The organism is Bacteroidota bacterium, from assembly GCA_018831055.1.
Lineage (GTDB): Bacteria > Bacteroidota > Bacteroidia > Bacteroidales > B18-G4 > M55B132.
Genome location: JAHJRE010000039.1, coordinates 1 through 15363, shown reverse-complemented (window position 1 = coordinate 15363; position 15363 = coordinate 1). Strand labels below are relative to the sequence as shown.

Sequence of the window (15363 nt, the reverse complement as noted above, 5' to 3'; positions counted from 1 at the left end):
TTTACATCTTTTCTATCCTGATTCCCACATCTTCCATTCCCTCCAACCCGGTCTCCCTCATCCCCTGAGTAATCTTGAATAAGTACTCACCATTTCTCGGAAATTTCAATCCTTCCCGGATCAGGATCTGATTATCCCTGATCCTGCCTCCCCCCGTGCCATACCAGCGACCTTGCTTGTCGGCCAGAATACATTCCAGCGTGTCACGCGCCGTGTTACCGTTTGGAAAGCGCGTATCCAGAAAAAGGAAAATGTTACTGAAGGGATAATCGGTATTATGCCTGATATTCAGATAAAACCTATAAAGCGACAGGCTGTCGTCAACCTCTACAGAAAAAACCATGGCTGAGTCCATATGCCAAATCTGATCAGCAACCGAAAAGGACCTGTCATACAACCTCCCCCTGTCGCAGGAAATAAAAAAAAGAAACAAAACCGGCAGGATTATGTAAACAATATATCTTGACATCCGGGTAAAGATAAAAACTTTCTTTGATAAGTACCGAAAGGGGAATTTATTGTTAAACCCAATAAATTTAATCAAAGCGGTGGAGGTCATTTTGCTCCATGCCGTTACCGTAATCCACCTTCTTCTCAGTCACTTCGGCATAGTCTTCCAGTTTTTCAGGGAAAACTCCTTTCTCATTCATCGCCATGATCTCTTTCACCTTCTCAATCTTGATGGCAAGGATCTTGGATTTGTCATTAACATAACTATACCACATAACCCCTTTGAAAACATCACTCTTATGATGTATTGCCTCTCCTTTTCCGGTTTTTAATGCTATCCGGTTATCCGGGAAATGGCTCAAAGCATCTATGTAGCAATCGTTTTCAAAGTTCAGGCAGCATTTTAACTTTCCGCACTGACCGGCTAGTTTTTGCGGATTCAGCGATAACTGTTGTGTGCGCGCCGTATTGGTGGTCACCGAGCGAAAACGGGTTATCCACGTTGCACAGCACAATTCCCTGCCACAGGATCCAATACCACCCAAACGCGCAGCTTCCTGTCTCACCCCGATCTGACGCATCTCTATCCTTACCCGGAATTCCTCAGCAAGGATCTTGATCAACTCCCGAAAGTCTACCCTGTCTTCAGCCGTATAATAAAATATGGCTTTCGTATTGTCCCCCTGATACTCAATATCGTTCATCTTCATGTCAAGGCCAAGGTTCTCAACGATCGACTTGGTCCGTTGCATGGTCTGTTTTTCCCTCTTCACAGCACTTACCCATTTTTCAAGATCTGTGATACGTGCCCTGCGGTAAACCTGCTTAACGGTATCGGTTCGTATATAATGCCCTTTCTTTTTCATCTGCAGGCGGGCCGTCTCTCCGGTAAGGGAAACTATCCCTATATCATGACCCGGCGAGGCCTCCACCGCTACAATATCCCCAACCAACAGTTCATAACCCTGCGTAACCATGAAAAACTCTTTGTGGCTGTTCTTAAACCTTACCTCAACATAATCGAAAACTTCTGTCCCGGGAGCCATGGGGATATCATTCACCCATTCGGTACTGTCAAGCTTACAACAGCCATGTTTAAATGATGACTGACCCCTCTCATTGTTTGCCGGTTCTTCCGTTAATCCCCGGGTCAGGAATATATTATTGAAAATATGGTGGTTTGTATCGTCCATGATATTATCATCAATTCATTCCGGCAAATGTACAAAATTATCACTGAGATGTTTCCCGGAACAATTCCATTATCCTCAGCGACATATCCATTAAAGTCAATGGAGCATAAGCATTCCTCTCAATATGATTGTGCCCCTCCTCGAAAATCCCGACAAACCGTTCCAGCACAGCAGGTTGAAGAAATGGCGCAATTTTTACGTTAAAATCCATTTCTTCCGGTGGCAGGAAAACATTCTTATTCTGATTATAATGGATCAGCAGACTGTTCCTCGAAACCATCAATGCATAACGGAAGAGAGATTTCAGCTCTTCCCGGGTACTGCGTGCAACTTCTCCCACAAATCCTTCAATCCCAATAATATCTTTTTTAAAACACAGCCGCATCCAATTTCTGAAGGTCTCAAAATTAAATTTTTCCCTTTCCGTAGCTTCCAGGAAAGATTTGGCTGAATGTAAATTACCTCCTGATGCCATGGCTGCCCTGCGGATGTCTTCTTCTGTATGCTGTGTCTGCCGTGTCAGCAATTCCTGAAGGTCCTTGTCCTCAAACCGGGGAATTTTTACAATCTGGGTTCTCGACAATATAGTGTTGATGATCTCATCCTGGTCTTCAGAAATCAATATAAACAAGGTTTTATCCGGTGGCTCTTCCAGGATCTTCAGTATTTTAGGGGCAGCAGAATAATACAAGCGCTCCGCCATCCATATGATCATGATCTTATATTCCGACTCATAGCTTTTATAGCTCAAAAGTCGGATGATCTCGTTACAATCCTTCGCATTGATGATGCCCTGCTTCTTTTCTATCCCTATCCTTTCGTACCACTCGTTCAAAGCCGGATAATAATTCGATTCCAGGATGTAAGACCTCCACTGGGGAATAAAATCCCTGCTTCTGGGATCCTTGAATTCGCTGGTACTTGCTACCGGATATATAAAATGCAGGTCGGGATGTGCCAGTGTATTGAATTTCACACAGGATGGACAAGTCCCGCACGCATCGCTATCGTTGCGGTCACGGCAGTTCACATACCTGGCATAGGCAAGTGCAAGCGCAAACTTACCATTGCCTTCCGGACCAAGAAAAAGCTGGGCATGACTAACACGGCCATCCGCCACGGTACCCAGGAGCCGTTTCTTGATTCCGGCATATCCCGGTATATCCCTGAACAGCATGGTCCTATTTTACTGCTTCTTTGGATGAGCAAACTTTGGAAATGAAAAACTCACGGTTCATCCTGGCAATATGACTGACGGAAATGTTTTTAGGACATTCTGCCTCGCAGGCATAGGTATTGGTACAATTACCAAATCCCAGTTCATCCATCTTATTGACCATAGCCTGAACGCGGCGTGCAGCTTCAACTTTCCCCTGCGGCAACACGGCAAACTGTGATACCTTGGCTGCTACAAAAAGCATGGCCGAGGCATTTTTACAGGCAGCAACACAGGAACCGCAACCTATACAGGCAGCAGCATCCATGGCAATATCGGCAGCATATTTGGGTACCGGGATACCGTTGGCATCAGGAGCATTACCCGTGTTCACGGAAATATATCCCCCTGCCTGAATGATCTTTTCAAAGGCAGTACGATCTACCATCAGATCCTTGATCACCGGAAATGCCTTGGCCCTCCATGGTTCTATGGTTATGGTCGATCCGTCTTTGAAATTCCTCATGTGCATCTGGCATACCGTAATGCCACTGTCAGGTCCGTGCGGCCTTCCGTTGATGTATAATGAACAGGTCCCGCAAATACCTTCCCGGCAATCGTGGTCAAATGCCACCGGATCCTTGTCTTCCATCACAAGCTGCTCATTGAGAATATCCAGCATTTCCAGGAATGATGCATCGGAAGAAATACCCTTCACCTGGTAAGTCTCAAATTTTCCCCTGGTTGCGGGATTCGCCTGTCTCCAGATTTTAAGAGTCAAATCCATATGTGTGATTTTTAAATTCGTTAATCGTTTTGTAAATCGGATGCTTACTTGTAACTCCTTTGCTTGACCTCAATGAACTCAAACTTGATGGGTTCCTTGTGCAGCTCGGGTTCCTTGTCGTCGCCTTTATACTCCCAGGCAGCAACATAAGTGTAGTTCTTGTCGTCACGCAAGGCTTCCCCTTCCGGGGTCTGGTATTCTTCCCTGAAATGCCCCCCGCAGGATTCATTCCGGTTCAAAGCGTCTCGGGCCATCAATTCCCCGATCTCAAGAAAATCGGCCACCCTGAGGACTTTTTCCAACTCAAGGTTTACATCCTCGGCTTTACCTGGCACTCTCACCTGCTTCCAGAAATCTTCGCGCGTCTTCCGGATGAGCTCTATTGCCTTCTTCAATCCTTCTTCATTTCTTGCCATACCCACATATTCCCACATGATATGCCCCAACTCACGGTGGAAGCTGTCAACTGTCCGGTTGCCCCTGATGCTCATCAAACGGTTGATCTTTTCCCGGACAGCCTTTTCGGCTTCTGTAAACTCGGGTGTATCGGTGGAGAACCGCGGCACATTGATCTGGTCGGCAAGGTAATTCTGAATGGTGTAAGGCAACACGAAATACCCGTCACTTAATCCCTGCATCAAGGCCGAAGCCCCAAGCCTGTTGGCCCCGTGATCTGAAAAATTCGATTCCCCCGTTGCAAACAGTCCCTTAACCGTGGTCTGAAGTTCATAATCAACCCAGGTACCTCCCATAGTATAATGAACCGCCGGATAGATCATCATCGGTGTTTTGTATGGATTTTCATCCACAATCTTTTCATACATCTGGAAAAGATTCCCATAACGGGCTTCGATCACCGATAAACCCAGTCTCTTGATAGCATCGGCGAAATCAAGGTAAACGGCAAGGCCTGTGCTGCCAACCCCGTAGCCTGCATCACATCTTTCCTTGGCTGCACGGGAAGCAACGTCCCTGGGAACCAGGTTGCCAAAGGCCGGATAACGGCGCTCAAGATAATAATCCCTGTCTTCCTCCGGGATTTCCACAGGCTTCATTTGCCCCTTGCGGATCTTCTCCGCATCTTCTTTCTTCTTCGGAACCCAGATCCTGCCATCATTCCTGAGACTTTCACTCATCAGTGTCAGTTTCGACTGGTAATCGCCATGGACAGGGATACAGGTGGGATGGATCTGTGTAAATGACGGATTCGCGAAGAACGCACCCCGCTTATAACACTGCCAGGATGCGCTTCCATTGGAATTCATCGCATAAGTGGAAAGAAAGAAAACATTGCCGTAACCACCCGTTGCAATTACTACGGCATGGGCAGAGTGACGTTCTATCTTCCCTGTATTTAATTCACGTGTGATTATTCCCCGGGCACGACCGTCAATGATCACCAGATCAAGCATCTCCCGCTTGGGATACATGGTGACATTACCACGGTTTATCTCTTTCATCAAGGCACCATAAGCACCTAAAAGTAACTGCTGACCGGTCTGGCCACGGGCATAAAACGTCCTGGATACCAATGCTCCCCCAAAAGAACGGTTTGCCAGCGTACCACCATACTCACGGGCAAAAGGAACCCCCTGAGCTACACACTGGTCGATAATATCGTTGCTGACTTCAGCAAGTCGATACACATTGCCTTCCCTCGACCGGTAATCACCGCCTTTTATGGTGTCGTAAAACAAACGGTATATGCTGTCTCCATCGTTCGGATAATTCTTCGCTGCATTGATACCTCCCTGGGCAGCTATACTGTGAGCACGCCTCGGACTCTCATGTATCCCGAAAACCTTTACCTTAAAACCCATTTCCCCGAGACTGGCTGCTGCCGATGCTCCGGCCAGCCCCGTACCGATGATTATTATGTCGAGCTTCCGCTTGTTGGCAGGATTGACAAGATTCTGAGTCGATTTATACCTGCTCCACTTTTCGGCGAGAGGACCTTCCGGTATTTTTGGATCAAGTTTTGTCATAGTGGCAAATTATTTTGAATGTCTTGATAATCAATGGTTATACAAAAAAGATAAAATACAATGGAATGAGTATGAATCCCAAAGGTATCACAATGGAATAAACGTTCCCGACTAACTTAATCGCTGGAGTGTATTTGCTGTGGTTCCATCCCAGAGACTGAAAGGCCGACTGAAATGCATGATTCAGATGAAAACCCAATACAATGATCAGCAAAATATATAACACGGAATAGGTTGTGTCTGAAAACAGATTGATGGCCATATGATAAAAATCATGGCTGTTCTGAACAACCACCGGCCCCTCAGGAGCCTTGGTAAGCCCGGCTTTGACCAGGTAGAAGTTCATCATGTGTATCACCAGAAAGATGAAAACAATCACCGCCGTATGGATCATGAACTTGGAAAAATACGAGGTATGCGACCAACCTTCAATTTTGTAACGGATGGGACGGGATCTCCAGTTATGCAACTGAAGTACCACACCATAAATGATGTGAATAATGAAAGCTGCAAATAAAAAGATCTCCATGATCTTCACCAAAGGATTGCTGGTCATGAAGTGTACCGCTTCCCTGAAGATCTCCTCGTGATTTTCCGTGATCGGCAAAATGAACAGGTTGATGGTCAGGTGGACGATCAGAAACACCATCAGGAAAAATCCGGCAATGGACATGATGTATTTCTTCGTCAGTGATGAATAGTGCAGGAACTTACTCATAAAATACAATTTTTCAAATGTATGTTTAACGATTTGTAACAGAACATTAAATAATGTTTCTTTGCATGTTAATAGGCAAATGTATGGAAAATCCATTGTTAAATTTATCACAGATAAATGTCCGGATGTTAATTTTTATTCAATTTAAATAATTGGTGAATGATGAACATTTCTCAACCCGCATCTAACTTCTTCGAACAAAACAGGAAAAACCTTATATCTCTCCTGCCCCAGGGCTCCCTGGCAATCATCAACTCCAGCGATGAATACCCCAGGAATGGTGACCAGAGTTTCCCTTTCCGGCAAAATTCAGATTTGTATTATCTCACCGGCATAGACCAGGAAATGACCCGCCTTGTCCTGGCACCCACATACCATAATAAAGATTTTCAGGAAGTCCTCTTCATCCGTAAACCTGATCCTGCCGTGGAAACCTGGGAAGGTAAAAAACTGGATAAAGAACTAGCCACAAGTATTTCAGGAATAAAAACCATCCTGTATAACGACTCTTTCGACAGCTTCCTGCATGAAGTCATGACAGCATCCGAATCTGTGTATCTGAATGCCAATGAATATCCAAAATACTCAAACCCCGTTCCCTATTTCGACCTTAGGTTCAGCCGGGAACTCCAAAGCAAATTCCCTCTACACAAGTATGAAAGGCTTGCCCCCCTGCTGAAAAAACTCCGAATGATTAAATCGGAGACGGAGATTGATCTTATTCGACAGGCTATCAACATCACCGGGCTTGCCTTTAACAGGGTACTGAAAAACATTGTTCCCGGAATGAAAGAATACCAGATAGAAGCTGAGATAACCTACGCTTTTATGATGAACGGAGCCAGGAATCACGCCTACAAACCCATCATTGCCTCCGGGGAAAATGCATGCTTCCTGCATTATGTTACTAACAGCGATATATGCCGCAGCGGTGACCTCCTCCTCATGGATTTTGGCGCAGAATACTTAAACTATGCCGCCGATATCACCCGTACCATCCCGGTTAACGGAAGGTTTACCAAACGACAGAAGACTTTCTATGATGCCATCATGAAAATCCAGGAACAGGCCGGCAGACTCCTGGTCCCGGGTAATACTATCGATAACGTTAACAAAGAGGTGAATGCCATGATGGAAGAAAGTATGATCAGACTCGGATTGTTCTCTGCCGAAGATGTGAAAAAGCAACCACCATCAAACCCGCTGTACCTGAAATACTTCATGCATGGTGTCAGCCATTTCATCGGACTTGATGTGCACGATGTCGGCACAAAATATGAAATTCTTCAACCAGGAATGGTGCTTACCTTCGAGCCGGGCATTTATCTCAGAGAAGAAAAAATGGGAATCAGGATAGAAAATGTTATCCTGGTTACCGAAAACGGACCGGTTAACCTTTCGGAAAACATACCGGCAGAAGCATCTGAGATAGAATCAATCATGAATGACAGAAATTCATGATCCTGATTTTCCGGACAGATTCACCTAATTCACCCATGTTTTATTTACCTTTGAAGTCGTAATTAACAAAAAATGACCAATATGTTTGAAGCCAGTTTGTACCAGGAACGCAGAACAAACCTGCGTAAAGAACTTTCCGGAGGCGTTATCCTTTTTATGGGCAACCAGGAAGCCTCAATGAATTACCCCGCCAACACCTATCATTTCCGTCAGGATAGCAGCTTTTTATATTTTTTCGGCCTCGACCAGCCTGATCTTGCTGCCATCATAGACTTAGATGCAGGTAACGACATAATTTTCGGTGACGATGTCACTATGGACGATATTATTTGGATGGGCCCCCAGCCATCCATGAAAGACCGTGCACTCAGAGTAGGAGTAGAACATACCCGGCCTTTGTCTGCACTTCCTGAATATTTAAGTAAAGCCATAGGTTCAGGACGCAGGTTGCACATCCTCCCTCCTTACCGGGGCGATCACTGGATGCAGCTTAACAGAATCCTGGATGTCGATTTCCCGAAAATCAAATCCTATGTCTCCGAAGAGCTGATCCGTGGTGTTGTTAAACTCAGGTCGGTCAAGGACGAACACGAAATCAGAGAGATCGAAAAAGCTATGGATATTGCCTATGCAATGCATACCACCTCCATGAAAATGGCCATGCCCGGGGTTGTTGAAAGAGAAATAGCCGGTACCATCGAAGGGATATCCCTTTCCATGGGAGGCCCTGTCTCTTTCCCGGTGATCCTTAGCATTAACGGTCAAACATTACATAATCATTATCACGGGAATACCCTCCGGGAAGGCAGAATGATGGTCACCGATGCCGGGGCCGAATCGGAAATGCATTATGCCTCCGATATCACCCGTACCGTTCCTGTCGGGGGAAAATTCAATACCCGTCAGAAAGAAATCTATGAGATCGTCCTCAAAGCCAATAACGACGTGATTGCAGCCTGCAAACCCGGTATATTTTACAGAGAAATGCATTTGCTTGCCGCAACAACCATCGCAGAAGGTTTGAAAGCTCTCGGCCTGATGAAGGGTGATATTGGGGAAGCCGTCAGCCAGGGTGCTCACGCTCTGTTCTTCCCACATGGATTAGGACATATGATGGGCCTCGATGTTCATGATATGGAAAACCTGGGCGAAAACTTTGTAGGATATGATCAGGAAATACAACGCTCTAAACAATTCGGACTTGCTTTCCTGCGTATGGCCAGAAGACTACAGCCCGGCTTTGTGATCACCGATGAACCCGGAATTTATTTCATACCGGCTCTCATCGATCAATGGCGCAATGAAAAGAAATTTTCCGAATTTATTAATTACGATAAAGTGGAAACATACAAAGACTTCGGCGGCATACGTATTGAAGATGATATCCTGATTACAGAATCGGGTTGCATCGTCCTGGGTAAACCTATTCCGAAATCAGTTTTGGAAATTGAAAAGATTATGTACAATGGTTAGTAGTATCAAATTTAAAGGAAAAGACATCCGTTTCAGGGTCAAAGGCCATGGAAAAACCATCGTCCTGCTCCATGGCTTCCTGGAGAATTCCAAAATCTGGAACCGTTTTGAAGACTTTCTCTCCAACGATTACAGCGTGGTCTCCATCGACCTCCCCGGATTCGGAAAGAGCGATAGTATTGATATGATCAATACCATGGAAATCATGGCGGAAGCCGTCAACAAAGTTCTTAATTCGCTTAACGTCAAGCAATGCCTGATGGCAGGACATTCCATGGGAGGGTATGTGGCATTGTCGTTTGCTGAAATGTATGCCGCAAAAATAGGCGCTCTCGTTCTATTCCACTCACATGCCGCTGCCGACAGCCCGGAAGCCAAAGCAAACCGTAACCGGACAATCCGCATAGTGGAAGAAAATCATCACGACTTTATCCTACAGTTCATTCCTTCTCTCTTCTCTCCCGGAAATGAAGAATTGTATGAAAGAGAAATTGAAAAACTTCATTCCCAGGCCTCCAAAATATCCCCCGCAAACATCATCGCAGCACTCGAAGGGATGAAACTTAGGACCGGGAAGGAAAATGTACTGAAAAATGCGGGATTTCCTGTTTTGTTCATCATTGGAAAAGACGACTCCCGCATTCCTATGGATTTGATCATGGAACAGGTCATCCTTCCAAAACACTCCGAAATACTTATCCTGGATGGGACAGGACATATGGGCTTCATTGAGGCCAGAAAACAAACCATGCTGGCAATCAAAGGGCTGGCCGACAGAACACTTTAATTCATCCTTGGTTATATGAAACAACCCGATCCTACACCTTTGAATGAAAAGAACCATTCAAAATTGCTGAACCGGATTTTCATCCTGGTCATTATCCTGCTGGGCGCAGTTAATTATAGTAATACCATTGGCAATTTTTACTCCCTCGATGATTATCATATCTCATCGGGAAATGATCTGATCAAGCAGGGTTTCAAAGCCATACCGGAAATTATGACTTCCCTTTATGCCTCCCGTGAACTGGAAGATATGCATTATGGATACCGGCCGGTTGTGAGGATTTCATTCGCTATTGAATACGGTATTTTCGGAGAGAATAATCCTAAAATGCCTTATATCAGCCATACTATCAACCTTCTTCTTTACATCCTGCTTGCCCTGCTGATTTTTCAGGTTCTTAAAAGGCTCTTCCGCAACCAAAGCCTGTATCTCCCCTTTCTTATAACCCTTCTCTTTGTTGCCCATCCCATTCATACCGAAGTAGTCGCCAGCCTTAAAAACCGCGACGAGATCCTTAGCCTCGGGTTTTTCCTGCTCTCCCTGCAGGCCTTCCTGAAATATGCCGATTACGGGAAAAAATGGCCGGTATTCTGGGGTATCATCTTCTATATTCTCGCTTTCCTTTCGAAAGCCTCTATTGTTTCTACTATCCTGGTTTTCCCTCTGGTCTTTCATTTCTTTACCGATATGAAACCAAAGAAAATACTCATTATCACGGGGGTAATGCTGCTGGTAGCAATTGTATCCATCTTCGGTCCATACCTTTACCTGCCGGAAACTTCCAGGATCATCCGCTTTCACGAAAACCCCATCGGATACCAGGATGATTTCCTTGTCAGAATATCCACAGGACTTTATGGGTTATTATATTATCTGCGCTTACTGTTCTATCCCCACCCGCTCGTTTATTATTACGGCTATGACATGATCCCGCTCACCGGACCGGCCAACCCCTGGGTAATACTATCTTTCCTGATCTATCTGGGTATGTTTGTGTATGCCGTGATCTTTTTCAGGAAAAAAGCTATTTTATCCTTTGCGTTTTTGTTCTTCCTGATCACAATGGCTCCATATTCAAATATTGTAGCCTTTCCCCCGGGTATCATCGCTGAACGCTTTCTTTTCTTTCCTTCCCTGCCTTTTATCCTTGCCATTGTTTATATCCTCTTCCTGGTTTTCAGGCTCGCAGGAAAAACAAGCAATGCATTCAGCATAAATACAGCAATCGTTACCGTTATTGTTCTATTATTGCTGATCCCTTCCACCTTAAAAACCCGCGACAGAAACAAGGACTGGAATACACAATATACCTTGTTCAATGCCGATATCAAACACCTTCATAATTCGGTTAAAGCCAATGACCTTCTGGCCGACGAAATTATGCGACAAGTCAACAGAGAACTATCAAAACCCGTGGATGTTACCAAATTCATTAAACCCTCGGCAGAAAGAGCCGCCGGTTTTTGGAAAAGAGCATTGGAAATCTACCCTGAACATTATTCATCCTGGTCCAATCTCGGGATTGCCTACAATAAAATTTTCAAGGATTACGACCAGGCTATGAAGTATTTCAAGAAGGCAATTGAGATCAAACCGGATTATGGGGTCGCCCTCTTTAACCTCGGAATGGTATACGAAAATAAAGGCATGCGCGATTCTGCAATGATTATGTACGAAAAGTGCATAGAACTGGAACCGGGAATCATCAATCCCAGATCACGCCTGGCTAATCTCCATTTCCTGAAAGGTGATTTCCGCAAAGCCCTCATCCTGAATGAAGAAATCATCAAACTTGACCCGAAAGAAACCCTTCCCTACCTTAACTTTGGTAATTATTATCTTAGTATCGGAGACACTATAAAGGGCATTGGGTTTTATGAAAAAGCTGTTGAAATGGGCGCTCCCGCCCAGGTGAGCATGTTCCTCAACCGCTATTACCGCCAAAAAGGTGATGAAGAAAAAGCAGGATTCTACTTTGAGAAACTGAGAAAGGCCTCAGGCGACAACCCCATTCCTGAACGGAAATAGATTATATTTGCATGACCTAACTTTTCGGCATGAACCAGGTTGATTATTCGGTTGTTGTTCCCGTTTTCCAGAGTGATACACTCCTGAGCGAACTGTACAAAGGAATCAAAGAGGTTTTTGACAAGATCAGCAAAAGCTTTGAAGTCATCTTCATCGACGATGGCAGCCGTGACCAAAGCTGGCAAGTGCTTACACACCTCAAAAAAGAAAACCCTGGAAACATTACAGCCATCCGGCTTAACAAAAATTATGGACAGCACAACGCCATCATGTGCGGTTTCCACTTCGTGAAGGGTGATTATATCATTACAATGGACGATGATCTCCAGCACCCTCCTGCCGAAATAGAAAAACTCGCTGCAGTGGCGAATGATTACAACCCGGATATGGTTTATGGAGTTTTCAGGAATAAAAAGCATTCAATCATCCGGAACATTGGAAGCTACTCCGTTAGAAAGTACTCCAGCGTATTTTACAGAAGAGCTCGCAAAGGATCCTCATTCAGGTTGATAAGGAAGGAGATCATCGACAAGATCGTGGAACACGACCTCCACTTCGTCTATATCGATGAAATTCTCCAATGGTACACCGATGATATTTTACAGGTGGAAGTGCAACATCATAAAAGAAAGGGTAATAAGTCGGGTTACACCCCTATCAAGCTTTTCCGTCTCGCATCCGACCTGGTTTTCTTTTATACCAATATGCCACTGAAAATAATGATATACGGAGGCTTCACTATTTCTGTACTGACCTTCCTTCTGGGTGTTCACTTTATCCTGAAAAAACTCTTTCTGGATATTCCCCTGGGATATACATCCCTCATCGTTACGGTTCTTTTTAGTACAAGCCTGATTATCTTCAGCCTTGGTGTTATCGGTGGATATATCAGTCGTATTTATCAGGTGCAAAAGCGAAAACCTCCCTACCACATCGACAAAGTCCTCTAAATTAAGGTTGTGCCATGAAAATCCCTTTTAACAAGCCTCATTTCACGGGTAATGAAATAAATTTCATGACGGAAGCTGCCCGTGAAGGACGTATTTCAGGCAACGGGAACTTTACACGTCAGTGCCATTCGTTTTTCGAAAAAAAATACGGATTTGGAAAGGCTTTCTTAACCAATTCATGCACCGATGCCCTGGAAATGGCCGCCGTACTGACCCGCTTTGAACCCGGCGATGAGGTGATCTGCCCGTCTTTTACCTTTGTCTCTACTGCCAGTGCCTTTGCATTGCACAATGCAAAAATCGTTTTCGCCGACAGCCGCCCCGACCAACCCAATATCGATGAAACTCTCATCGAATCATTGATTTCACACCGTACAAAAGCCATCATTGTGGTCCATTACAGTGGTGTTGCCTGCAACATGGATGCCATCATGCATGTCGCCCGAAAGTATAATCTGCTTGTTGTGGAAGACGCTGCCCTCTCCATCGATTCATGGTACCGCGAACGCGCATTGGGAAGTATCGGACATCTGGCAAGCTTCTCATTCCATGAAACGAAAAACATTATTACCGGCGAAGGCGGAATGTTGACCGTTAACGATGGTAAACTGAAAGAAAGGGCAGAAATTATCTGGGAGAAAGGCACCAACCGCGCGGCATTTCAAAGAGGTGATGTTGTAAAATACGAATGGGTGGACGTGGGCGCCTCATACCTGCCATCCGAAATGATGGCAGCAGCCCTCCTGGCCCAGCTTAAGGACATGAAAATAATACAACAGCGCAGGAAAGATATTTGGTATACGTATTTTGATTATCTCAAGCCCCTTCAGGATAAAGGACTGTTAACCCTTCCGGTAATCCCCGGTTATGCTAATGTAAATGGAAGTATGTTCTATTTCCTGGCCAGGAATCCTAAGGAAAGAATTGAATTACTCCAATTCCTGAACAAAAAAGGCGTGCATGCCGTATTCCATTACCTGCCGTTGCATAACAGCCCCTATTATAAAGATAAGCACGATGGAAGAGAACTACCTAATGCTGTGCGCTATGCTGAAACCATCGTGCGACTTCCTTTTTTTTACGGACTTTCGGAGAATGAAATAGCCTTCGTGGCAGAAAAAGTCTCAGATTTCTTCCGAAGCTGATCCAGGCTATTATTGACTTTGCTGTATTCTAATGATTGGTTATTCCTGGCTTCGCCAACTCAGTCTGAAACCATATCTCTGTACCCGATGAAATCGATCCCGATGGCCGTTGACCCGCAGGTGGCCCCCCTCCTTGTCCTCTCCCTTGTCCTCCACCATAATTCCCTCCTCCTTGCCCGGATCCAGGAAAACCACCCTGACCGCTGCCCCGGGTACCTCCGAAACCATCCGATTCAATTCCTGGGGAACGAATAATACCTTCCGCGGCAATACCGCAAGCAAAGGGTATGCCCCTACTCCTCCCTGCCGGAAAGATCAATTTTAAAGGAATTGACGCATGATAAATCAGATAACCGGCTGAATCAAATGCAATGGAACCTGAAAAATCAGTCTTTTCCAGTTGAAGATCCATGTGATATTCACCATCCCCCGACACCCAAAGCGCTTTACCCGGTATCCGGATCGTCATGCGCTGAACAGCCTGCTGCCGGTCGGGACCTGCGCCAAATTCCATCCCTTCATCCTGTGGCGGCCTCATATCCGGCCTTTCCCGCATTCCACCCTCACGGTATGGATAGTGCAGGTACATCCCTTCCTTCTTTTTGCCGGTGGTATCAATGTAGATTTTTACACCGGCGATCAGGATATTTCTCTGAACACCTCTGTTATCCGTGTCAAATTCCAGGAATAAGCTGTTCTCATCGTTAGAAACCTTCCATCGTATCCCGGATTTTTTGTCATATCCTGAAAAAGCCGCTGTTTCCATACCCGATTCCGCTCGCCAGTATGACTTTGAGACCGGCATCCTATGGCATCCTGTCGTGAGGAGGCCCACCACCGGGATGACCAAAAGAAGACCTGCCGCCAGGACCAAATCCCGGCCCTTCCATGGGTTGACTCTCATCTTGTACAAAGTTTTTTAAATTGTATGTGAAAGTAAGCATAAAATATCGTTGTAATACCTCTGTTGACGAATCTTCAATATATGTTTCCGTTACATTCCTGGATATGCTTTTGTTCTGATCCAGAATGTCATATACCGCAAGAGATACTTCCGCACTATGGTTTTTCAGAAATTTCCACCCTATACTTGCATTCCATAACAGGTAATCATCATCAAGATCCTCATTCAACCCCCTGTATAAACGCTGATTCAATTCATTTCTAAAAACCAACCCCTTCCAAATGATCCAGGTGAAATCCAAACCGGCATTATGATAAAAATAATTG

The 15363-nt window shown here is 45.1% G+C and carries 14 protein-coding genes; 6 read left to right on the top strand and 8 right to left on the bottom strand.

Going from position 1 to position 15363, the window contains the following annotated elements:
• Window position 1: 1 nt before the first annotated feature.
• The 6 genes from KKA81_02700 to KKA81_02675 all read right to left on the bottom strand — a co-directional run bounded on the left by KKA81_02700 (window position 2) and on the right by KKA81_02675 (window position 6289).
• Entirely contained in the window at window positions 2-469 is a 468-nt protein-coding gene (locus tag KKA81_02700) for a gliding motility lipoprotein GldH (GenBank protein ID MBU2649820.1), read from the bottom strand.
• A 67-nt stretch (window positions 470-536) separates the two neighbouring features.
• Window positions 537-1643 carry a hypothetical protein gene (locus KKA81_02695; protein ID MBU2649819.1) on the bottom strand — a complete coding sequence of 369 codons (1107 nt, stop codon included), beginning with the start codon at window positions 1641-1643 and terminating at the stop codon, window positions 537-539.
• Window positions 1644-1683: 40 nt separating this feature from the next.
• Window positions 1684-2820: a DNA polymerase III subunit delta gene (locus KKA81_02690; GenBank protein ID MBU2649818.1), complete on the bottom strand. Its 1137-nt coding sequence runs from the start codon at window positions 2818-2820 to the stop codon at window positions 1684-1686.
• Between the two features lie 4 nt (window positions 2821-2824).
• Entirely contained in the window at window positions 2825-3586 is a 762-nt protein-coding gene (locus KKA81_02685; protein ID MBU2649817.1) for a succinate dehydrogenase/fumarate reductase iron-sulfur subunit, read from the bottom strand.
• A 44-nt stretch (window positions 3587-3630) separates the two neighbouring features.
• Window positions 3631-5571, bottom strand: a complete 1941-nt coding sequence (locus tag KKA81_02680; GenBank protein MBU2649816.1) for a fumarate reductase/succinate dehydrogenase flavoprotein subunit — start codon at window positions 5569-5571, stop codon at window positions 3631-3633.
• 37 nt (window positions 5572-5608) lie between these two features.
• Window positions 5609-6289, bottom strand: coding sequence for a succinate dehydrogenase cytochrome b subunit (locus tag KKA81_02675; protein ID MBU2649815.1), 681 nt, complete (start codon window positions 6287-6289; stop codon window positions 5609-5611).
• A gap of 162 nt (window positions 6290-6451) precedes the next feature.
• On the opposite strand from KKA81_02675, the gene KKA81_02670 reads away from it, so the two are divergent.
• The 6 genes from KKA81_02670 to rffA all read left to right on the top strand — a co-directional run bounded on the left by KKA81_02670 (window position 6452) and on the right by rffA (window position 14133).
• A complete protein-coding gene (locus tag KKA81_02670; protein MBU2649814.1) occupies window positions 6452-7750 on the top strand; it encodes an aminopeptidase P N-terminal domain-containing protein in 1299 nt (432 codons plus the stop codon).
• A gap of 81 nt (window positions 7751-7831) precedes the next feature.
• The gene (locus KKA81_02665; protein ID MBU2649813.1) at window positions 7832-9223 is read left to right on the top strand and encodes an aminopeptidase P family protein; all 1392 of its coding nucleotides are present in this window, start codon (window positions 7832-7834) and stop codon (window positions 9221-9223) included.
• Entirely contained in the window at window positions 9216-10010 is a 795-nt protein-coding gene (locus KKA81_02660; protein MBU2649812.1) for an alpha/beta hydrolase, read from the top strand. The genes KKA81_02665 and KKA81_02660 overlap by 8 nt, the downstream gene beginning before the upstream one ends.
• 15 nt (window positions 10011-10025) lie before the next feature.
• Window positions 10026-12038, top strand: a complete 2013-nt coding sequence (locus KKA81_02655) for a tetratricopeptide repeat protein (protein ID MBU2649811.1) — start codon at window positions 10026-10028, stop codon at window positions 12036-12038.
• 29 nt (window positions 12039-12067) lie between these two features.
• Entirely contained in the window at window positions 12068-12988 is a 921-nt protein-coding gene (locus tag KKA81_02650) for a glycosyltransferase family 2 protein (protein ID MBU2649810.1), read from the top strand.
• A gap of 14 nt (window positions 12989-13002) precedes the next feature.
• Window positions 13003-14133 carry a dTDP-4-amino-4,6-dideoxygalactose transaminase gene (gene rffA / locus KKA81_02645; protein MBU2649809.1) on the top strand — a complete coding sequence of 377 codons (1131 nt, stop codon included), beginning with the start codon at window positions 13003-13005 and terminating at the stop codon, window positions 14131-14133.
• 28 nt (window positions 14134-14161) lie between these two features.
• On the opposite strand, the gene KKA81_02640 is transcribed toward rffA, so the two are convergent.
• Both KKA81_02640 and KKA81_02635 read right to left on the bottom strand, forming a co-directional pair.
• Window positions 14162-15037 (bottom strand): hypothetical protein, encoded by an 876-nt coding sequence (locus tag KKA81_02640; protein ID MBU2649808.1) that lies wholly within the window; start codon window positions 15035-15037, stop codon window positions 14162-14164.
• Window positions 14940-15363 (bottom strand): outer membrane beta-barrel family protein (locus KKA81_02635; protein MBU2649807.1); only part of this gene is annotated, 424 nt, incomplete at its 5' end. The genes KKA81_02640 and KKA81_02635, both read right to left, overlap by 98 nt.

Excerpts from the sequence above, each read along its gene's own strand:
- KKA81_02695 (MBU2649819.1), bottom strand. The coding sequence starts at position 1,643 with ATGGACGATACAAACCACCATATTTTCAATAATATATTCCTGACCCGG.
- KKA81_02675 (MBU2649815.1), bottom strand. The coding sequence starts at position 6,289 with ATGAGTAAGTTCCTGCACTATTCATCACTGACGAAGAAATACATCATG.
- KKA81_02660 (MBU2649812.1), top strand. The coding sequence starts at position 9,216 with ATGGTTAGTAGTATCAAATTTAAAGGAAAAGACATCCGTTTCAGGGTC.
- KKA81_02685 (MBU2649817.1), bottom strand. The coding sequence starts at position 3,586 with ATGGATTTGACTCTTAAAATCTGGAGACAGGCGAATCCCGCAACCAGG.
- KKA81_02640 (MBU2649808.1), bottom strand. The coding sequence starts at position 15,037 with ATGAGAGTCAACCCATGGAAGGGCCGGGATTTGGTCCTGGCGGCAGGT.
- KKA81_02665 (MBU2649813.1), top strand. The coding sequence starts at position 7,832 with ATGTTTGAAGCCAGTTTGTACCAGGAACGCAGAACAAACCTGCGTAAA.
- KKA81_02700 (MBU2649820.1), bottom strand. The coding sequence starts at position 469 with ATGTCAAGATATATTGTTTACATAATCCTGCCGGTTTTGTTTCTTTTT.
- KKA81_02690 (MBU2649818.1), bottom strand. The coding sequence starts at position 2,820 with ATGCTGTTCAGGGATATACCGGGATATGCCGGAATCAAGAAACGGCTC.
- rffA (MBU2649809.1), top strand. The coding sequence starts at position 13,003 with ATGAAAATCCCTTTTAACAAGCCTCATTTCACGGGTAATGAAATAAAT.
- KKA81_02670 (MBU2649814.1), top strand. The coding sequence starts at position 6,452 with ATGAACATTTCTCAACCCGCATCTAACTTCTTCGAACAAAACAGGAAA.
- KKA81_02680 (MBU2649816.1), bottom strand. The coding sequence starts at position 5,571 with ATGACAAAACTTGATCCAAAAATACCGGAAGGTCCTCTCGCCGAAAAG.
- KKA81_02650 (MBU2649810.1), top strand. The coding sequence starts at position 12,068 with ATGAACCAGGTTGATTATTCGGTTGTTGTTCCCGTTTTCCAGAGTGAT.
- KKA81_02655 (MBU2649811.1), top strand. The coding sequence starts at position 10,026 with ATGAAACAACCCGATCCTACACCTTTGAATGAAAAGAACCATTCAAAA.